Source organism: Streptosporangium sp. NPDC023615 (genome assembly GCF_040640155.1).
GTDB lineage: Bacteria > Actinomycetota > Actinomycetes > Streptosporangiales > Streptosporangiaceae > Streptosporangium.
In genome coordinates this window covers 24,387-41,365 of sequence record NZ_JBFABE010000070.1, presented here as the reverse complement: position 1 = coordinate 41,365, position 16,979 = coordinate 24,387, and the positions used below count along the sequence as shown (strand labels likewise).

17 protein-coding genes and 1 tRNA gene are annotated in these 16,979 nt (G+C 70.3%); 9 read left to right on the top strand and 9 right to left on the bottom strand.

Annotation, left to right across the window (positions count from 1 at the left end; all coding sequences use genetic code 11):
- Positions 1-205: 205 nt before the first annotated feature.
- Together AB0G16_RS32420 and AB0G16_RS32415 are read left to right on the top strand one after the other, a co-directional pair.
- Positions 206-751 (top strand): SMI1/KNR4 family protein, encoded by a 546-nt coding sequence (locus AB0G16_RS32420; protein WP_362813743.1) that lies wholly within the window; start codon positions 206-208, stop codon positions 749-751.
- 171 nt (positions 752-922) lie between these two features.
- A complete protein-coding gene (locus AB0G16_RS32415; protein ID WP_362813741.1) occupies positions 923-1,336 on the top strand; it encodes a hypothetical protein in 414 nt (137 codons plus the stop codon).
- A 200-nt stretch (positions 1,337-1,536) separates the two neighbouring features.
- Here the strand turns inward: AB0G16_RS32415 and AB0G16_RS32410 are convergent, their stop codons facing one another.
- Positions 1,537-1,833, bottom strand: a complete 297-nt coding sequence (locus AB0G16_RS32410) for a hypothetical protein (protein WP_362813738.1) — start codon at positions 1,831-1,833, stop codon at positions 1,537-1,539.
- A 232-nt stretch (positions 1,834-2,065) separates the two neighbouring features.
- On the opposite strand from AB0G16_RS32410, the gene AB0G16_RS32405 reads away from it, so the two are divergent.
- On the top strand, positions 2,066-2,449 hold the full coding sequence (locus tag AB0G16_RS32405; RefSeq protein WP_362813735.1) for a barstar family protein: 384 nt from the start codon (positions 2,066-2,068) through the stop codon (positions 2,447-2,449).
- 102 nt (positions 2,450-2,551) lie between these two features.
- On the opposite strand, the gene AB0G16_RS32400 is transcribed toward AB0G16_RS32405, so the two are convergent.
- Together AB0G16_RS32400 and AB0G16_RS32395 are read right to left on the bottom strand one after the other, a co-directional pair.
- Positions 2,552-3,316 carry a DUF4184 family protein gene (locus AB0G16_RS32400; protein WP_362813732.1) on the bottom strand — a complete coding sequence of 255 codons (765 nt, stop codon included), beginning with the start codon at positions 3,314-3,316 and terminating at the stop codon, positions 2,552-2,554.
- Between the two features lie 144 nt (positions 3,317-3,460).
- Positions 3,461-3,856, bottom strand: a complete 396-nt coding sequence (locus AB0G16_RS32395; RefSeq protein ID WP_362813747.1) for a recombinase family protein — start codon at positions 3,854-3,856, stop codon at positions 3,461-3,463.
- A gap of 619 nt (positions 3,857-4,475) precedes the next feature.
- Here AB0G16_RS32395 and AB0G16_RS32390 point away from each other — a divergent pair.
- Positions 4,476-5,234 (top strand): MBL fold metallo-hydrolase, encoded by a 759-nt coding sequence (locus AB0G16_RS32390; RefSeq protein ID WP_362813729.1) that lies wholly within the window; start codon positions 4,476-4,478, stop codon positions 5,232-5,234.
- Positions 5,235-5,350: 116 nt separating this feature from the next.
- Here the strand turns inward: AB0G16_RS32390 and AB0G16_RS32385 are convergent, their stop codons facing one another.
- From AB0G16_RS32385 to AB0G16_RS32375, 3 genes are all read right to left on the bottom strand, one after another.
- On the bottom strand, positions 5,351-5,635 hold the full coding sequence (locus AB0G16_RS32385) for a hypothetical protein (RefSeq protein WP_362813726.1): 285 nt from the start codon (positions 5,633-5,635) through the stop codon (positions 5,351-5,353).
- 217 nt (positions 5,636-5,852) lie between these two features.
- Positions 5,853-5,941, bottom strand: a tRNA-Ser gene (locus AB0G16_RS32380).
- A 158-nt stretch (positions 5,942-6,099) separates the two neighbouring features.
- Positions 6,100-8,778: an AAA family ATPase gene (locus AB0G16_RS32375; RefSeq protein WP_362813723.1), complete on the bottom strand. Its 2,679-nt coding sequence runs from the start codon at positions 8,776-8,778 to the stop codon at positions 6,100-6,102.
- 117 nt (positions 8,779-8,895) lie between these two features.
- Here AB0G16_RS32375 and AB0G16_RS32370 point away from each other — a divergent pair, with 117 nt between their 5' ends.
- Both AB0G16_RS32370 and AB0G16_RS32365 read left to right on the top strand, forming a co-directional pair.
- Positions 8,896-9,852: an NAD(P)H-quinone oxidoreductase gene (locus tag AB0G16_RS32370; RefSeq protein WP_362813720.1), complete on the top strand. Its 957-nt coding sequence runs from the start codon at positions 8,896-8,898 to the stop codon at positions 9,850-9,852.
- Positions 9,853-9,856: 4 nt separating this feature from the next.
- The gene (locus AB0G16_RS32365; protein WP_362813717.1) at positions 9,857-10,375 is read left to right on the top strand and encodes a bacterial proteasome activator family protein; all 519 of its coding nucleotides are present in this window, start codon (positions 9,857-9,859) and stop codon (positions 10,373-10,375) included.
- A 22-nt stretch (positions 10,376-10,397) separates the two neighbouring features.
- Here AB0G16_RS32365 and AB0G16_RS32360 read toward each other — a convergent pair whose 3' ends face one another.
- Positions 10,398-11,198: an HAD family hydrolase gene (locus AB0G16_RS32360; protein ID WP_362813714.1), complete on the bottom strand. Its 801-nt coding sequence runs from the start codon at positions 11,196-11,198 to the stop codon at positions 10,398-10,400.
- 237 nt (positions 11,199-11,435) lie between these two features.
- Here AB0G16_RS32360 and AB0G16_RS32355 point away from each other — a divergent pair, with 237 nt between their 5' ends.
- Entirely contained in the window at positions 11,436-11,639 is a 204-nt protein-coding gene (locus AB0G16_RS32355; RefSeq protein ID WP_012886943.1) for a cold-shock protein, read from the top strand.
- Positions 11,640-11,916: 277 nt separating this feature from the next.
- On the opposite strand, the gene AB0G16_RS32350 is transcribed toward AB0G16_RS32355, so the two are convergent.
- The gene (locus AB0G16_RS32350; RefSeq protein WP_362813711.1) at positions 11,917-13,059 is read right to left on the bottom strand and encodes an FAD-dependent oxidoreductase; all 1,143 of its coding nucleotides are present in this window, start codon (positions 13,057-13,059) and stop codon (positions 11,917-11,919) included.
- Between the two features lie 104 nt (positions 13,060-13,163).
- On the opposite strand from AB0G16_RS32350, the gene AB0G16_RS32345 reads away from it, so the two are divergent.
- Together AB0G16_RS32345 and AB0G16_RS32340 are read left to right on the top strand one after the other, a co-directional pair.
- Positions 13,164-13,709 (top strand): TetR family transcriptional regulator, encoded by a 546-nt coding sequence (locus tag AB0G16_RS32345; RefSeq protein WP_362813708.1) that lies wholly within the window; start codon positions 13,164-13,166, stop codon positions 13,707-13,709.
- A 123-nt stretch (positions 13,710-13,832) separates the two neighbouring features.
- Entirely contained in the window at positions 13,833-15,563 is a 1,731-nt protein-coding gene (locus AB0G16_RS32340; protein WP_362813705.1) for a hypothetical protein, read from the top strand.
- Positions 15,564-15,650: 87 nt separating this feature from the next.
- Here the strand turns inward: AB0G16_RS32340 and serS are convergent, their stop codons facing one another.
- Complete coding sequence (gene serS, locus AB0G16_RS32335) at positions 15,651-16,913, bottom strand: serine--tRNA ligase (RefSeq protein ID WP_362813702.1); 1,263 nt, start codon at positions 16,911-16,913, stop codon at positions 15,651-15,653.
- Between the last annotated feature and the right edge of the window lie 66 nt (positions 16,914-16,979).

The following is a 16,979-nucleotide window of genomic DNA, read 5'->3' as shown; positions in this document are numbered from 1 at the left end:
CTGCCACGACCAAACCTCTCTCGGTTCGATCTCCACGCTACGAGGGGAAGCTCACGGTCCCGATCGGCCCGCCTGGACCGACGGGCGCGGGTGACCCGTCCGGAACGGCATGACACGGCGCCGGATCGCAACCGGACCCGCGACCGGGGGCGCACCGCCGGACGGTACGGCCTCTCTGTCGTGAGCGGATGACAGGATCGTCGTCGTGACAGGCATCGACGATCTTCTCCGGCGGGTGTCCGCCAAGGCGGGCGCGACCACGGAGCATCTGCCGCCCCCCGTGACGGCCCAAGAAGTGGCACACGCGGAACGCAGCCTGGGCTTCCGGCTTCCTCCCGTGCTCACGCGGCTCTACCGCGAGGTGGCCAACGGCGGCTTCGGCCCCGACTACCAGTTCCTTCCGTTGCTGGGTGAAGGGCGTACCGCCGTAAACGACTACCACAGGGAGCGAGACGGTTCGGGACCCGGTGGCGACACGCACTGGCCGGCAGAGGTGCTGCCCGTCCTGGACTGGGGGTGCGGCATGTACGCCGCCGTGGACTGCCGCGGTTCCGAGGAGACCGTGCTGCTCTTCGAACCGAACGGGATCGACGGTGGCTGGCACCGTGCGTGGTACGTCGACTCGGAGAGTCTGATCGACTGGCTGGAGACCTGGATCGCGGAAACGGGCTGGTACGAGGAGGACGTGGAGGAAGACGGCGACATGCGGCCGTGGGATCCGGCCCAGCGGCGACTGGCAGAGGGAAGGTGACCATCCCGAAGCCGCGGATCGAAAGCGGAAGGACTACTGGCCTGGCCACGCGGGACGCCGGGCGGGGCACGGGGGTTGTCCGCGCCCGACCTGCTCCCCAAGGGGTCCGAGATCATACCGATCATGTGGTTCTTCCGTTTCCTCGCGATCGGGCTCCTCGGCGGCACCTTGATGATCCCGCTCCTGCACTCCCCGCGAGGCGAAGGATTCGAGCATCTGCGCCTGGATGCGATCACGAGCCTGGAGATCGGCTGGTTTCTCACGGTCCCGGTCTCACTGGCGGCCGGAGCCTTGTGGGTCGGCTTTTCCAGCAGGCGGCCCCGGCCGGCGCCTCCGGGCTTCGTCCTGGGAGGGATCACCGTCGCGTTCGGATCCCTGGTCCTTTCACAGGCGATGGCCGCGTCACGATGGCTCAACGGCTCGCCTGACGGAGTCGGCGACCCTGACGGCGAATACGTCCTGGCGGCGTTCGCCGAGCTTTCGGGAGCGGTGACCTTGCCCGTCGGCGCGGTGATCGTGATCAGTCGGGGCGTCGCCGTCCGGCGTTCCCGGAAGATGACCGTTCCGGCCCTCACGAACCGTTGACCGACAGAGGACAGAGTGGACGCGGGAAACCTCAGCTCCTGATGTTCTACTGCGAAGCGGATGTCGATATTTCCTGGCCTGCGAAAACACATCCCAGCGCAATGATCGTGTTCCTCGAGGCCCCCCTTCCCACCGGGTACGTCGTCAGACTGCCGGCCTCTTCATCCCTATGCTCTCTGTCGTAGCACACCGCTCTGCGTTCATCCCTGATGCCGACTCTGTCTACGCTCGACGACTGCACAGGTGAGGGCCGCGATCAGCATCCCGATTCCCGCCTTCACCGCGATATCAAGCGTCTCAGGGCCCGCGGAAAAGCCAGGACCGAAGATCTGAACCACACCCACCAGCGGCAGGAGGAGCAACACGACGCCACCGGCGAGGAACCCTCTGCGGAAGATTCCGGTCGCATCACCTGGGTTCAGGAAGGCGCGATACGCCGCATGTCCAAGAGCCACCACGGGGAGCAGCACCAAAAGACTGCCAAAGAGGTCCGTCACGACGGATGATCATATGGCAGCGCGGTGGTGCGGGAGAGCAGGCGCCGGATACTTGCAGAACCTACACCGCATCAGCATTTCTGATCTTGACCGTTCAGATCAGCTCCACCTGGACCGACGAATGCCGTTGGTCCCTCCAGGACAGAACGGGGCTGGATTGCGACTAGAACTGCGGCCGGGTTCCTTTTTCTTGGTCGGTTGTCGACATGCCCCGACGGGTCACTCTGCTGTGATGAAGGACAGCGAGCCGGTCGTTGACCTGCGAGGCCGGCGGATCGAGACGCTCGACGACTTCTGGGACGCGGTCGCCGAGCCGTGCGGGTTGCCGCGGTGGTTCGGCCGGAACCTGGACACCTGGTCGGACACCATCCACACCCGCGGCACCTCAAAGGTGATCGACAACCGTGACATGTTGGTCGTGCACGTCGACCGACACGGGCTGCTCGAAGGCAGCTGCCGCAAAGGCCAGGACCCGACAGCGATCTTCGACGGGAACAGAACCGGCTCCTCATCCACCCACCGGCTTGAGAATTTTGTTGAACGCGGAGCCACTGACAGTGCCGGAGCGAACTTGATGTCAGTGCAAGCTGGTGATCCGGGTGGGCCGATCAGCTAGGGCTTGCCCACTGCGGGGTGTTCTCTTGGTCCCACCTAGTGGTGCGGGCATGGTGGGCAGCACCCGGATTCAGTTCATGGTCATAGCAGCGCCCGCAGCAAGTCATCGACGCGGGGATGGTCCGTTCGGCCTGACCCGCCGGGGGCAGGTCGCGGCCCGAGACGTGGCCAGGCGACGGAAGGCGGCATAGGCCAGCAGCACCAGCACGATCGCGGCGATCGTCGACGTCACCAGCGACCGCGGCACCGTCCAAGCCCAAGCACCCTTCATCGTGACCAATCCGGCTGCCACCAGTCCCATCGCCGCCAGAAGCCCCAGCCGCGCCCCTAGGCCCGGCTGGGACACCGGCTCGCTCAGCGGCCTGCGCCAGAGCCACCAGCAGGCCGAGCCCACCGCCGCCAGCGCGATCAACGAACCCACCAGATGCACCCCCTCGGCCTTCAGCAGCGCCGGGTCCCCGTTGTCCGCCATCCAGTGATTCAGGCCATCCCACACCAGATGAGTGGTGATCCCGACGACGGCAGCCACCGGCCACCACGCCCAGCGTGCCGCCCACGCCGGGCCGCGACGCCCCATCCGCCGGGCCAGCATCTGGGGCAGCAGAGCGCGGGCCGGGGCAGCGCACACCGTCATCACTCCCGCCAGCACCAGCGCCAGCACCACATCGGCGACAAGCGCGTCCGCCTGCACCCTGTGGGTGTGTCCGGCATCCATCAGCGGCTGAAACCAGGGCCCGTCGGGGACAGTGATCCCGCTGGGGACGAAGTAGGGAAGGTCAGGGACCATCGCCCCGGCGGCCAGCGGCGCCGCCGGCAGAATGCGGCGTAACGGCACCGCGACAACGGCATGGATCAAGGTGAACGGCATGCCACAGGATGCTAATGGCCACATCAAGTGGCACAAATGATCAAGTCAGTGGCCGGGCTCCCGCGCTCCCCGAAAGGGGGCCCTGGGGTCGTGGACGAAAATCCAACGGATAAACGGATATGAATCTGACCTGCGGTGATGCAGTCAGGCGTCTACCTTGAGCTCGGCGAGGTCGGCCCGTGCTCGGGCGACGGCTTCGGGGTACGCCTGGGTCTTCTCGTGCTGGGCGAGCGCCCGGTAGATGCCGGCCGGGCCGGGGTTCTGCCCCTTGCGCTTACCTGTGGGGATGATCAGGTCGGGGCGGATCCGGTCGACGGATTCGCCGCCTGCCCGGCGGCGGAGCACGGTGTGCGGCATGTCCTCGGTGATGACGGGCGGCCGACCGCCGTGCCTGCCGTTGCGGGCGGCGGCGTCGAGTCCTTCCAGGGTGGCTTCGCGGATGGCTTCGCGCTCGGTTTCGGCCATGGCGGTGAAGAAGCCGAAGAGCATGCGGCTGGGACCGCTGGGGTCGTATATGCCAGGCAGCGGGCCGGCGAGCATCTCCAAGATCAGGCCGTGGGCGGTGCGGAGCCTGCGTCAGGTCCCGCGGGACCAAGCCCAGCCAAGCCCCGCCACGGTAGTGCGCACATCTGCGACGCCATTCCCGGCCGCGCCTCCGGCCCACGCCCGGGGCTGTCCAGGAACGCCTGGTCCTGCGGCGTCAACGTGAAGACCGGATCGGCTCATCCTTCCCGATATCCGGGAACGACCGCAGCCGCTCCATCTGCTCATCGGAGAAGAACCGAGTCGACTTCCACCAACCCCCACGCTTGTACCCGAACCGGTACGAACCGTAGTGGCGAAGATCCATCTCCGTCTTGGAAACCCATGTAACAGGGAGTCAGACCTATATCCGTTGGATTTTCGGCCAGGACCCCAGGAACCCCGTCCCGTGCCGGGCGCTCCCCGCAGAGTTCTCATCCGCCTCTGCCGCGGCCGGGTGCGAACTCCACGGTTTCGCCACAGCCGAGCCAGGTGGAGTCATTTGACTGATGACGTCTCACCGGTGGTCCGCGCATGCTGATGCCCGTTGACGAACGTTCTGACCGCTCACCGCCGGGCGGCATGTCCGGTGCCCCGGTCCCGGTATCCGGCCGGCCACCCCTTCCAGGGAGAACCCATGAAGACGACCCTCACCTACATCGGAACCGCGACCGTCCTCCTCGAAGCGGGCGGCCTGAACCTGCTGACCGACCCCGCCTTCGACCCCGCCCCCACCGAGTACCCCACAGGGCCCGTCACCCTGCGCAGCCTTCTCGGCCCCGCGGTCGAACCCGGTGATCTGCCCGTCCTCGACGCGATCCTCCTCAGCCACGACGAGCACCCCGACAACCTCGACGCCGCCGGCCGGGCGCTGCTGGAGGGCCGGACCGTGCTGACGACCGTCAGCGGCGCCAGGCGGCTCGGCGGCGGCGCGGTCGGCCTCGCCCCCTGGGAGAGTCACGAACTCACCGGCGAGCACGGGACGCTGCTCGTCACCGCCACCCCGGGACGCCACGCCGGCGACGTCATCGGCTTCCTGCTCCGCGTCCCCGGCGAAGACGAGGCCCTCTACATCTCCGGCGACACCGTCTACTACGACGAGCTCGACGAGATCGGCCGCCGCTATACCGTCGGCGCCGCCGTCCTCCACTTCGGAGCCGCGGTCGTGCCGTACTTCGGCAACGACTACATCACCATGGACGGCGAGCAAGGGGCGCGCCTGACACGGTCACTGGGCGCGGGAACGGTCGTGCCCGTGCACTACGACGCCTGGGAGCACTTCACCCAGGGACGCGACGGCATCACCGACGCCTTCGCGCGGGCCGGCCTGGACGACCGCCTGCACTGGGCGGAACGCGGCCTCGCCACCGTCATCGACACCACGCCCTCGTCCTAGGGTCTGTACGGAGTTGAGATCAGAGGGATTTGCCTGCGCGGTGGCTTGCCGTCCTGGTAGGCCATCGCCATGGCGCGTGGAGAGCTCACCGATGATGAATGGTCCTTGATCGATCCTCACCTGCCGTTGGGTGAGCGTGGTCCGATCCCGGACCGGCGGTCGTAGAGATGACGATCCCGCCATGGCTTCTTGAAGTCGTCCAGACTCGCTCGTAGCACGGGACGTCCCATCCGGCTGATCTGCTCGGCGAGCTCGTGGCCGAAGCTCGTCTTGCCCGACGCGGTCGGCCCGTCGATGCCCACCCGCAGCCGTCCGTCACCGAGTGCCAGGATCCGGTCGGCGACCTTCTTGACCAGTGCGGTGCGCTCGGGTGAGACGGGGCCGGACAGGGCTGTCGCCACGTTGAGACCGAGGTGTGGACATCGGTCCGACGCGAGGTCATGAACAGGAACCTATGTCGCGTGACCTTCGACCTCTCCAGCGAGATCCATCCCGCATATGTCCCGCGACCACCGACTCAGAGCCGCTCACGGCGACATACGACTGCACACCCTGGAAACGATCAACGGCGCCTGCCCCAAGGGAAGTCCCTGGTCAGGCGCCGTTTGTGATGCTCAGCGGAGAGCGTGGGATTCGAACCCACGAGACCGGTCACCCGGCCTAGCGGTTTTCAAGACCGCCGCCATCGTCCACTAGGCGAGCTCTCCTGGTGACACGTCCGGAGAACGTGTCAGATTGCACCCTAGTCTCTCACTGGCCCGGGGGTGCCCGGGACCCGGCGGGTGCCTCGCGTCCTTTCGGACGCGAGGCGCCCGCCGGGTACGGCCAAGACCGCCGGGTACGGGTCAGGACCGCCGGGGACGGGTCAGGGTTGTGGGCCGGCGAAACCGTCGCCGACCGAGGCGGCCAGGCGGAGGTAGGAGTCGCGGGTGGCGGCCTGGAGCCTCTCCAGGTCGATCTCCGCCCCCTCCTCCAGGTGCGGGTCGTAGGGAACGCGGACGACCGCCCGGCAGCGGGCCGCGAAGTGGGCCTCCAGGCGGTCGAGGTCGACGGTCGACTTCGAGCGCGGACGGACGCTGCACAGCACCACCGTGGCGGAGCGGACGAGCTCCTCGTAGTGGTGGGCCTCCAGCCAGTCGAGGGTCGCCGAGGCGGCTCGGGCGCCGTCCACGGAAGGGGAGCTGACCAGGACGAGCTGGTCGGCCAGTCCGAGAACTCCGGACATGGCCGAGTGGAGCAGGCCGGTACCGCAGTCGGTGATGCAGATCGAGTAGAAGTTCTCCAGGACCTGGGAGACCGACTGGTAGTCGGACGCGCTGAACGCCTCCGACACCGAGGGATCACGGTCGGAGGCGAGGATCTCCAGACGTGACGGGGCCTGCGAGGTGAAGGCCCGGATGTCGACGTACCTCTTGATCTGCTGCCGCTCGTTGAGCAGGTCGCGGACCGTGGCGGAGGTCTCGAGTTCCACCTTGTCCGACAGGGTGCCCCGGTCGGGGTTGGCGTCGACCGCGATGACCCTGTCGCCGCGCACCTGGGCGAGGGTGGCGCCGAGGCCGACCGTGGTGGTGGTCTTGCCGACACCGCCCTTGAGGCTGAGCACGGCGACGCGGTGGTGGCCGGTGGCCACCGGGGTGCGGGCGCGCGCGACCAGTTCCCTGCGCCGGCGGACCTCGGGCGACTCACCCGGCTTGATCAGCCCGGCGGACGCCTTGAAGATCAGCTTTCGCCAGCCTCCGGTGGGTCCGTTGCGGCGCCCTCTGAGCAGGGACTCCGGGTCCAGGCTGTCGGCCGACTGCCGGGGTCCGCTTCCGGGGGCGTTTTTCCTGGCGGGTGCGCCGAAGGCCGGCTCCGGAGCCGTCTGACGGCGACGCGGCTGGTAGGGCTCGCGTGCCGGTTCGGCCGCCTCCCTGCCCGGCGCGAAGGGGTTCTCCCTGCCCGGCGCGGGAGGGGCCTCCCGCTCGGACCCGAAGGCGTTTTCGCGTCCGGGCGTGAACGGCTTCTCACGCTCGGGTGTGAACGGCTTCCCGCGATCGGACGCGAACGGGTTCTCGCGATCGGGTCCGAAGGGGGCCTCCCGGTCGGCTCCGAACGGGGTCTCACGCTCGGTGATGAAGGGGAGGTCCCGTTCCGTGGGCGAGACGTTCTCCCGATCCGTTCCCGCGGGCGCCTCCCGGCCGGGGGCGAAGGCCTCGGACGTCGAGAAGGCGGAGAAGGAGGACGGAGAGGAGGCCGCGCCGGTGCGCTCCGCGCCGAACGAGCCGGGGGCGGGGGCGCGCTCCGGCGAGGCCTGGGCTCCTGGCCTGTCCGCGCCGAAGGGCTCCGGCCTCCGGAACGCCTCGCCGCGCTCGGAGCCGCGCTCGGAGCCGCGCTCGGAGCCGCGCTCGGAGCCGCGCTCGGGACCACGCTCGGCGCCGGGGTCGTGAGCGGACGGGAGAACCGTCCCCGGGGACGTCTGGAAACGCTCGGAGGCGGACTCGGAGCGGTCGGGCACCTGCCCGGCCGACTCCTTGACCGCGCTCGTCGCGGATCCGGGGGCCGTCCGGTCCCGGTCGCGCTCGGTGCCGATCGGGGGGAACCGCTCGGCCTCCGCGCCTCCCGCGACGAAGCGGTCCTCCTTGGCCGCGCCGATCGCGGAACCGCCGCTCTCGGCCGTACCGGAGGCGGGCCGGTCGTGGTCGGCGGGACGGCCCGGCCGGTCGGTCTCGGCGGCCGGGGCCGCGAGGTCGCCGTCGGCGGGAAGGTCCGGGCTTCCCGGGGTGGATCGCGTACGGTCCGTCTCGGGGCGGCCGAAGGAGAACCGGCCGGTGTCCACGTCCCCGGGGTCGTTGCCGCCGAAGGAGAACCGCCCGGTGTCGGCGGAGGCGGGCGTGCCGGGCTCCGGGTCCGGGGGCCTGCCCGGGGCCGCGGCCGGCGTGAAGGGTTCGACCTGCTCCGCCGGGCGCCGGGGCTGTTCGAAGAGACCTCGGGACGGCTCCTGGGCGGGCGCCGCGAACGGCGTGCGGAGCTGCGGTTCGGTGAAGTCGGCCGGGGCGGGCTCGCCGGACTCGCCGGACTCGCCGGACTCCTGGCGAGGCAGCGGCTTGAGCGGGGCGAGGAAACCGTCGTCCTGCCCGCCGGGAACGGAGGCCTGCCCACCGGGAGCGGAGGCCCGCCCGCCGGGAGCGGGAGCCTGCCCGCCGGGGTCCGGTGTGCGCAGGCCGGGGTCCGGTTCCCGCCTGCCGGAGGCCGGAGCGGGCACGGTGAAGGAGCTCGTCGTCTCGGACGCCTCCAGCCACTCGGCCGCGTCGGCGTCCTCGACCCGCGGTTCGGCCTCGCCCGTGGCCGGGTGGGCCGGATCGGCGGCCGCGCGGAACAACGGCGAGGAGGTCGTGTCGGGCTCGGTCGGGACCAGGCTCCAAGGATCCTTGGGGTACGGCGAGATGACGGCGTCGTCCACCGTGGTGGACGTCACCGCCAGGGCGGGCGCCTCCTCCTGCTCCTTGATGGCGTCAAGCCAGGCGAGCTGTTCCTCGAGAGATTCCTCACGATCGTGTCTCGCCACCGTGTTCCCCCTCGGGATGGGCATAAAAGGGCAGCAAACACATAGCAGGTTAACGCCCTGTGTTCTCGTCAACGCGAGCAACCACCAAGTTGGAGCTCAGCGGATACCTTTGTTCACATGCGCGCCATCGTGATCGATAAACCCGGCGGACCGGAAGTCCTGGCCTGGCGGCAGGTCCCCGACCCGGTCGTCGGGCCGGGTGACGTCCTGATCGAGGTGGCCGCCTCGGCCGTCAACAGGGCCGACGCGCTGCAGAGACAGGGCGCCTACGATCCGCCGCCCGGCGCCTCGGCGTACCCGGGGCTGGAGTGTTCCGGCGTGGTCGGCGAGGTGGGGCGGGACGTCGAGGACTTCGCGCCCGGTGACCGGGTGTGCGCGCTGCTCAGCGGCGGCGGGTACGCCGAGAGGGTCGCCGTGCCCTGGCAACAGGTCATGCGGGTGCCCGAGGGCGTCGACCTGGCCGAGGCGGCCGGGCTGCCCGAGGTCGCGTGCACGGTCTGGTCCAACGTCTTCATGACCGCGCGCCTGCGCAAGGGCGAGACCCTGCTGGTGCACGGGGGCGCCAGCGGGATCGGCACCATGGCGGTGCAGCTGGCCAAGGCGTTCGGCTCCCGGGTGGTCGTCACCGCCGGTTCCCCCGAGAAGGTCGCCCGCTGCCTGGAGCTCGGGGCCGACGAGGGGATCGACTACCGGCGGGAGGACTTCTCGGAGCGGGTACGGGCCGATGTGATCCTCGACATCATGGGCGGCGCGTACCTCGCGGGCAACGTCAAGGTCCTGCGGACCGGCGGGCGGCTGGTCGTGATCGGCCTGCAGGGCGGCGCGAAGGGTGAGCTGAACCTGGGCGCCCTGCTGGCGAAGCGGGCCTCGGTGCACGCCACCACCCTGCGTTCCCGTCCCATCGACGAGAAGGGCGCGATCGTGCGCGGGGTCGTGCAGAACGTCTGGCCGCTGATCGACGCGGGGGCGATCCGGCCGGTGGTGCACGCCCGGGTGCCGATGAGCGACGCGGCCCGGGCGCACCGGATCCTGGAGTCCGGCGAACACATCGGGAAAATCCTGCTAGTAGGTTGAGGCTATGAACGCTGAGGAGAACACCCCGCACATCGTGGTCGTGGGTCCCCAGGGCTCCCCGTCCGAGACGGACGGCGAGAGCCGGTCGATCGCGGACCTGGTCGAGCAGCCCGCGAAGGTGATGCGCATCGGAAGCATGATCCGTCAGCTCCTGGAGGAGGTGCGCGCGGCTCCCCTGGACGAGGCCAGCCGCAAGCGGCTCAAGGAGATCCACGAGAGCTCCATCAAGGAGCTCGAGGACGGACTCGCGCCGGAACTGGTCGACGAGCTGGAACGGCTGTCACTGCCGTTCACCGAGGACGTCAACGGAACCCCGCCGAGCGAGGCGGAGCTCCGGGTCGCCCACGCGCAGCTCGTCGGCTGGCTGGAGGGGCTGTTCCACGGCATCCAGACCACGCTCTTCGCCCAGCAGATGGCGGCTCGCGCCCAGCTGGAGAACATGCGCAGGGCCCTGCCGGGCGGCATGTCCCTCCAGCAGCAGCCGGAGGGCGGCTCGTCGTCCAACTCGGGTCCCTACCTGTAGCCCGCGGTACGGACACGGGCCGTCACGGCCCGTAGAGCTTCTCCAGCACCTCGGCAACCCCGTCGTCGTTGTTGGCCGCGGTGACGTGATCGACCGCGGCCAGCACCTCGGGGTGGGCGTTGGCGACGGCGTACGAGGTGCCGGCCCAGCGGAGCATCGGCAGGTCGTTGGGCATGTCGCCGAAGGCGACCGCCTCGTGCGACCCGATGTCGTTGGTCGTCGCGAGGTGGGCCAGCGCCGAGGCCTTCGTCACCCCGTGCGCGCTCATCTCGATCAGCGCCCGCCCGCTGGAGTGCGTGGGGGTGACCAGATCGCCGACCAGGCCGCAGACCGCGGCGTGGAGGATGTCCGGGTCCATCCGGGGGTGCAGGGCCAGCAGCTTGGCGCAGGGACGCGAGGTGAGGGTGTTCGTGCCGACCCGGAGCCCGGCGACCGCCCTGCTGTCCCAGCCTCCGAGCCGGAAGTCGGACTCGTGGGCGAACCCGCCTTCGTACTCCACGGAGAAGGCGAGGTCGGGCACCTTCTCCCGGAGCCGCCGGACGACCTCCTCCAGGACCTCCGGGGCGATGAGGTGGGATTCGACGATGCGCTCGGTGTGCAGGTCGTAGACGAGGGCTCCGTTGGCGCAGATGGCCAGCCCCCGGTGGCGTACGGCTCCCGCGACCGTGTGCATCCAGCGTGGTGGCCTGCCGGTCACGAAGACCAGGGTCGCGCCCGCGTTCTCCACGAGCGAAAAAGCGGCGACCGTGCGGGGGGAGACGGTGCCGTCCGAGCGCAGGGCGGTGCCGTCGAGGTCGGTGGCGACCAGCCTGGGGCTTCGCATAACACGTCCCAGTCTGCACTGTGATGGGGCGACCTGTCGGCCCCGGGGATCCCGTCCGAGGAATCTTCCTCATGGCGGGAACACGGTCGGGCCGGATAGTGTTAGATGTGATGGCGTTGTATTAGCTGAATCCCGTTGTGAAAACCAGTTTTACTGAACCACCCGGGGCCCGCTGTACGACACATGGGGTTCATGAGGTGTGAATCCCGAAGTTTCAAATCCTGAGGGAGAGCTTTAATGGCTCAGGGAACCGTCAAGTGGTTCAACGCTGAAAAGGGCTTCGGCTTCATCGCACCGGACGGCGGTGCACCGGACGTGTTCGTGCACTTCTCCGAGATCCAGGGCAACGGCTACCGTAGCCTCGAAGACGGCCAGCGGGTCGAGTTCGAGATCACCCAGGGCCAGAAGGGCCCGCAGGCCTCGCAGGTCCGCGCCGTCTGACGCATAGACCTCTTGGTTGAACGGGAAGGCGGGGTTCGCTTCACGCGAACCCCGCCTTTCGTTTTCCCGGCCGTGAGGATCGGACCTTCTTCGTGTTCACGGCTATTTGGAACGTGCCATGTACGGCCCTTTGTCGGGCCGTTCCCGATCGGTCCGGCCGCGCGGCGCGCGAACGGAGGTCCCGTCGGCCGGTCCACGTGCGCGAAGGCCCTTACCGAATGGTGAGTCTTTTCGTCGAGCGGGACCCGCCACCCTTACCGGCGGGTGAGATTGCCGCCTATCGACGGACCAGGCCGGCGAGCCGCCAGGCGATACGGCGGCGGAAGGCGGGACTGAGCGCCAGGGTCCGCAGGGCGAGGTTCCTGAACGGCCGCACGCGCCTGTTCATGTTGGCCAGCCGGGAGAGCAGGCCGGTGAAGGTGAGAACGCGCAGGGCGACGGGACGGCGGGCGGCGACGTAGCGGTCCAGCGCCTCCTGCTCGCCCCTGAGCGCGGCGGTGAGCGCCTCCGCGAGCGCGACGGCGTCCTGGAGGCCGGTGTTCATCCCCTGCCCGCCCGCGGGGCTGTGCACGTGCGCGGCGTCGCCGGCGAGCAGGACCCGTCCGGAGCGGAAGGTGCCGGCCACCCGGTGGTGCACCCGGAAGCGCGACCCCCAGACGACCTCGCCGACCACGGCCCGCTCCCTCTTCGGCCCGCGGGTGTCCAGCAGGCCCTGGACGAAGGCGACGTCGGGGTGCTCGGGCGCCTCGTCGACCGTGGAGACGATCCGGTGGGTGCCGTCGGGCAGGGGCGCGACCACGACCAGCCCGGCGGGTGAGAAGTACAGCACCACCTCGTCGCGGGGGACGCCTCCGGTGAGCCGCACGTCGGCCAGGCTGAACGACTCCCGGAGCTCGCCGCCCTCGAAGGTGATCCCCACCTGCTCGCGGACCGTGCTGCGCATGCCGTCGGCACCGACCAGGTACTTCGCGGCGATCACCGCGCCCCCGGACAGCGTCGCGGTCACCCCGCCGGCGTCCTGGACGAGGCTCTCCAGCCGGTACGGCCTGGCGACGTGCCCGCCCAGCTCGACGAGGCGCTCCAGCAGGATCCGCTCGGTGACGGCCTGGGAGATCATCAGCGTGTACGGGTAGCGGGTCGGAAGTCCGCCGAACTCGACCGGTACGAGCGTCCGGTCGCGGTCCCTGATCGTGAAGCGCGGCGCGTGGATGCCCAGGGCGGTCAGCCGCCCGGAGACGCCGATGCCCTCCAGGACCTCCAGCGTCCTGGCGTGGACGACGGCGGCGCGGGAGGTGTTGTCGCCGGCCGCCTGGTCGTCGACGACGATCACGTCGATCCCCTGGGCGGCGAGGCAGGCGGCGGCGGCCAGGCCGGTCGGGCCCGCGCCGACGACGAGGACGTCCGTGGTGGCGGGGAGCATGCCGTTCTCCTTAGTTATGCCAACGCTTGTTGGTCAACAGGTGTTGGCATAACTGTGCGCTTCCGCGCTGGCGATGTCAACACGTGTTGGCCTACAGTCGACGCGTGCGGAGAACCTCGGAGGACACCAAGGCCGCGATCCTGGCCGCGGCGCGCGAGCGCTTCGCCTCGGACGGCTACCAGCGCGCGACCATCCGGGCCATCGCGGCGGACGCCGGCATCGACCCGTCCATGGTCATGCGCTACTACGGGAACAAGGACGGGCTCTTCGCCGCCGCCGCCGACGTCGACCTCCGGTTCCCCGACCTGGCGGCGCTCCCCCGTCACACCGTGGGCGAGGCGCTCATCACCCACTTCCTGGACCGGTGGGAGGAGGACGAGGGCATGATGATCCTGCTCCGCACCGGCGTCACCGACGAGGCCGTCGCCGAGCGCATGCGCGGCATCTTCGCCGCCCAGCTCGGCTCGCTGACCGCCCGTCTCGTCACCGACCCGGCCCAGGCCCCGCTGCGGGCCGGGCTCGCCGCCACGCAGGTCCTCGGCATGGCCCTGTGCCGCTACGTCCTGCGCCTGCCGCCGGTGGCCGGCATGTCCCGCCAGGAGATCATCGACTGGCTCGGACCCACTCTCCAGCGCTATCTCACGGATTGACCCGAGAAGCATGGATCGCCCCTGAAGAGCACGGACATGAGCCGGGGTCTCCGGTAGGGCACGACCCGGTCACGAAAGCGGCCGTGCCCGAACCAGGCCGTGGCGCGGCGGGTCCACCCGTCCATGGAGCATCCCAGTGGTCCCCTCCTCGCCTGGTTCGGGCATCCGGTGACCGTGGTCGCCACCTTCGTGCTGCCGGTCAACGACCATGTCCTCAAGGCGATGTGGCCCGGCCTCGTCACCGGCAAGCTGAGTGACGTCGCCGGGCTGCTGGTCGCCCCGCCCCTGCTCGCCCTCGCCCTCGTGCTCGTCTGCGCGCCGGTCCTCGCGCTCCTGCGGGCCGGCCCCCTCCTCCCAGCCCTGGTCCGGACGGCCGCCCCCGTGGCGATCGTCGCCACCGGTGCCGGTTTCACCGCGGTCAAGGTCACGCAGGAGGGGGCCGAGCTCGCCTCCCGGGCGTGGACCGCGGTCGCGATCCCCTCGCGGATACTGGCCGACCCGACCGACCTGCTGGCCCTGCCCGCGCTGGGCGCCGCGTGGCTGATCTGGCGCCGGTGCGAGGAGGGCCGCTCGGTACGACGGTTCCGCGCGCTGGCGGTCATCCCTGTCGCCCTCGTCGCGGTGGCCGCCACCGGGCCCGTCCCGCCGCCGGTCGCGGTGCAGGAGGTTTTCGCGACCGACGACGCCATCACCGTGGTCGTGGACGGCGGGACCGAACTCTCCTCCCGGGACGGCGGCCGCGTCTGGTGGGCGGTCTCTCGTCCCGAGAGCCCCGGCACCGGGGATTCCACGGCCTCGCCCTCCCCCTCGCCGCTCCCGGCGTCCCCGGAGCCCACGCCTTTGCCCTATCCGCGTTCCGCGTCCCCGGAGCCCACGCCCTATCCGCGTTCCGCGTCCCCGGAATCCACTCCTAGGCCCACGTCCCCCTCCGGCCCCACCCTGCTGGAACCCACGCCGGATCCGGAATCCACGGTCCCGGCGCTTTCGCCCCGTCCCCGCGCGGTGCCCCGGGCCTGCCTGCCCGGCGACCCCCTGCGCTGCTACCGCGTCGTTCCCCCGCGGCTGACGGTGGACGAGTCAAGGGACGGCGGGGATAGCTGGCACACGGTCTGGTCGATCTCCGAGGGACGCCAGGACGCGCTCCGGCGGAAGGTGGAGGACGACCCCAGGGTGGGCTGGCGGGGTTCCACGGCCATCGCCGTGCAGTCCGCGCCCGGCGGCCACGTGGTGGTGGCGGCCAACGGCCACGACGGCATCGCCCTGCGGGACACGCGGGGGAACTGGCGGCGGCTGGGCCTGTCGGACAGGGGCTTCTCCCCGGAGGCGGCGCCCCCGCTCGAAGCGCTGGGCGCCGACCTGAGGGCGGAACGGCAGACGGGCGTCCTCGCCGGCCTGCTCTGTCTCGCGGTCGGCGTGACCATGGCGCGCCGTCCCGGGCAGACACCTTCCGGCGTCTCCCCGTACGTCCTCGTCACGGTCGCCTACCTGGTGACCTTTCCGACCGGCGGCCTCCCGGATGAGGGGTTCGGCGTCATGGACGGGGTGCTCCTGCTCGCCGGCGTCCTTCTCCTCGTCCCGGCGGTCATCTCCATGATCATGACGGCGATCCGGGCGCGGATGACCGCGCCGGCCTGGTTCGCGCTGGTCGCCGTCGCCTTCGTCACGCCGTTCTCGATCTGGACGCTCTTCTCCGCCTGGGAGGTGGGCGTCATCGACCACTACCGGGTGGCGGGGTTCCTCGGCTGGCTCGTCGCCGGTCTCGGCATGGGGGCGTCCGTCCTGCTGGGCCGGGCGGGCCGGGCGGGGGCGGGACGGACGGCGCAAGAGGCGGAAGGACCAGGGGAAGCGGGGTGAACGCGCGAGGACCCCGCCGTGGGCGGCGGGGTCCTCGTGACGGGCGGGCGGGCAGGTGGACGGGAGTCCGGGTGTGCCTCGGACCGGCTACCCGACGGGTTCGAGGACGTCGAGGCCGACGTAGGGGCGCAGCGCCTTGGGAAGCACGACCGAGCCGTCCGCCTGCTGGTGGTTCTCCAGGATGGCGACGATCCACCGGGTGGTGGCCAGCGTGCCGTTCAGGGTGGCCACGTGCTGGGGCTTGCCGCCCGCGTCGCGGAACCGGACACCGAGCCGCCGGGCCTGGAAGTCGGTGCAGTTGGAGGTCGAGGTGAGTTCGAGGTAGCGGCTCTGGCTGGGCACCCACGCCTCGCAGTCGAACTTCCGCGCGGCCGACGTCCCCAGGTCCCCGGCGGCGGTGTCGATCACGCGGTAGGGCAGCTCGACCTTGGCGAGCATCTCCTTCTCCCAGTCGAGCAGGCGCCGGTGCTCGTCGTAGGCGTCCTCGGGACGGGCGTAGGAGAACATCTCCACCTTGTCGAACTGGTGGACCCGGATGATGCCCCGGGTGTCCTTGCCGTACGACCCGGCCTCGCGGCGGAAACACGAGGACCACCCCGCGTAGCGGTACGGCAGCGCGGAGCCGTCGAGGATCTCGTCGGCGTGGTAGGCAGCCATCGGCACCTCGCTCGTGCCGACCAGGAACAGGTCGTCGCCGGGCAGGTGGTAGACCTCCGAGGCGTGCGCGCCCAGGAAACCGGTGCCCTTCATCGACTCCGGCTTCACCAGCACCGGCGTGATCATCGGGACGAAGCCCGCCTCGATCGCCTGCTGCATGGCCATGTTGAGCAGCCCGAGCTGCAGCCTGGCGCCGACGCCCCTCAGGAAGAAGAACCGCGATCCCGAGACCTTGGCGCCACGCTCCATGTCGATCGCGCCGAGCAGCTCGCCCAGCGCCAGGTGGTCCCTGGGCTCGAAGTCGAAGGAGGGCTTCTCGCCGATCTCCTCCAGTACGACGTAGTCGTCCTCGCCGCCCTCCGGGGCGCCCTCCTCGACCAGGTTCGGCACCGTGTAGAGCAGCCCGTCGAGCTCGGCGCCGAGCTTCTCGGCCTCGGCCTCGGCCGACTTGACCTGCGAGGAGAGATCCTTCGCCCGCTCCAGCAGGGCCGTCTTCTCCTCCCCGGAGGCGCGGGAGACGGACTTGCCGACGGTCTTCTGCTCGGCGCGGAGCGTCTCGAAGCGGCTCAGCGCGCCACGGCGGCGCTCATCGAGGTCGAGCAGCGTCGCGACGACAGAGTCGTCCTCACCGCGGGCACGCTGCGACGCCCGTAGCCGGTCGGGATCCTCACGAAGGGTACGCAGGTCAATCACACGCATAAGGCTACCGATGGACGGCCGCGCTCCGCGCCCGGATCGACCCGGGCGCCGTGCCGGACC

Bases quoted from the DNA above. Each gene is read 5' to 3' on its own strand.
- AB0G16_RS32350 (WP_362813711.1), bottom strand. From the start codon at position 13,059: ATGCTCCCCGCCACCACGGACGTCCTCGTCGTCGGCGCGGGCCCGACC.
- AB0G16_RS32400 (WP_362813732.1), bottom strand. From the start codon at position 3,316: ATGCCGTTCACCTTGATCCATGCCGTTGTCGCGGTGCCGTTACGCCGC.
- AB0G16_RS32395 (WP_362813747.1), bottom strand. From the start codon at position 3,856: ATGCTCGCCGGCCCGCTGCCTGGCATATACGACCCCAGCGGTCCCAGC.
- AB0G16_RS32415 (WP_362813741.1), top strand. From the start codon at position 923: ATGATCCCGCTCCTGCACTCCCCGCGAGGCGAAGGATTCGAGCATCTG.
- AB0G16_RS32365 (WP_362813717.1), top strand. From the start codon at position 9,857: ATGAACGCTGAGGAGAACACCCCGCACATCGTGGTCGTGGGTCCCCAG.
- AB0G16_RS32340 (WP_362813705.1), top strand. From the start codon at position 13,833: ATGGAGCATCCCAGTGGTCCCCTCCTCGCCTGGTTCGGGCATCCGGTG.
- AB0G16_RS32370 (WP_362813720.1), top strand. From the start codon at position 8,896: ATGCGCGCCATCGTGATCGATAAACCCGGCGGACCGGAAGTCCTGGCC.
- AB0G16_RS32355 (WP_012886943.1), top strand. From the start codon at position 11,436: ATGGCTCAGGGAACCGTCAAGTGGTTCAACGCTGAAAAGGGCTTCGGC.
- AB0G16_RS32360 (WP_362813714.1), bottom strand. From the start codon at position 11,198: ATGCGAAGCCCCAGGCTGGTCGCCACCGACCTCGACGGCACCGCCCTG.
- AB0G16_RS32390 (WP_362813729.1), top strand. From the start codon at position 4,476: ATGAAGACGACCCTCACCTACATCGGAACCGCGACCGTCCTCCTCGAA.
- AB0G16_RS32405 (WP_362813735.1), top strand. From the start codon at position 2,066: ATGAAGGACAGCGAGCCGGTCGTTGACCTGCGAGGCCGGCGGATCGAG.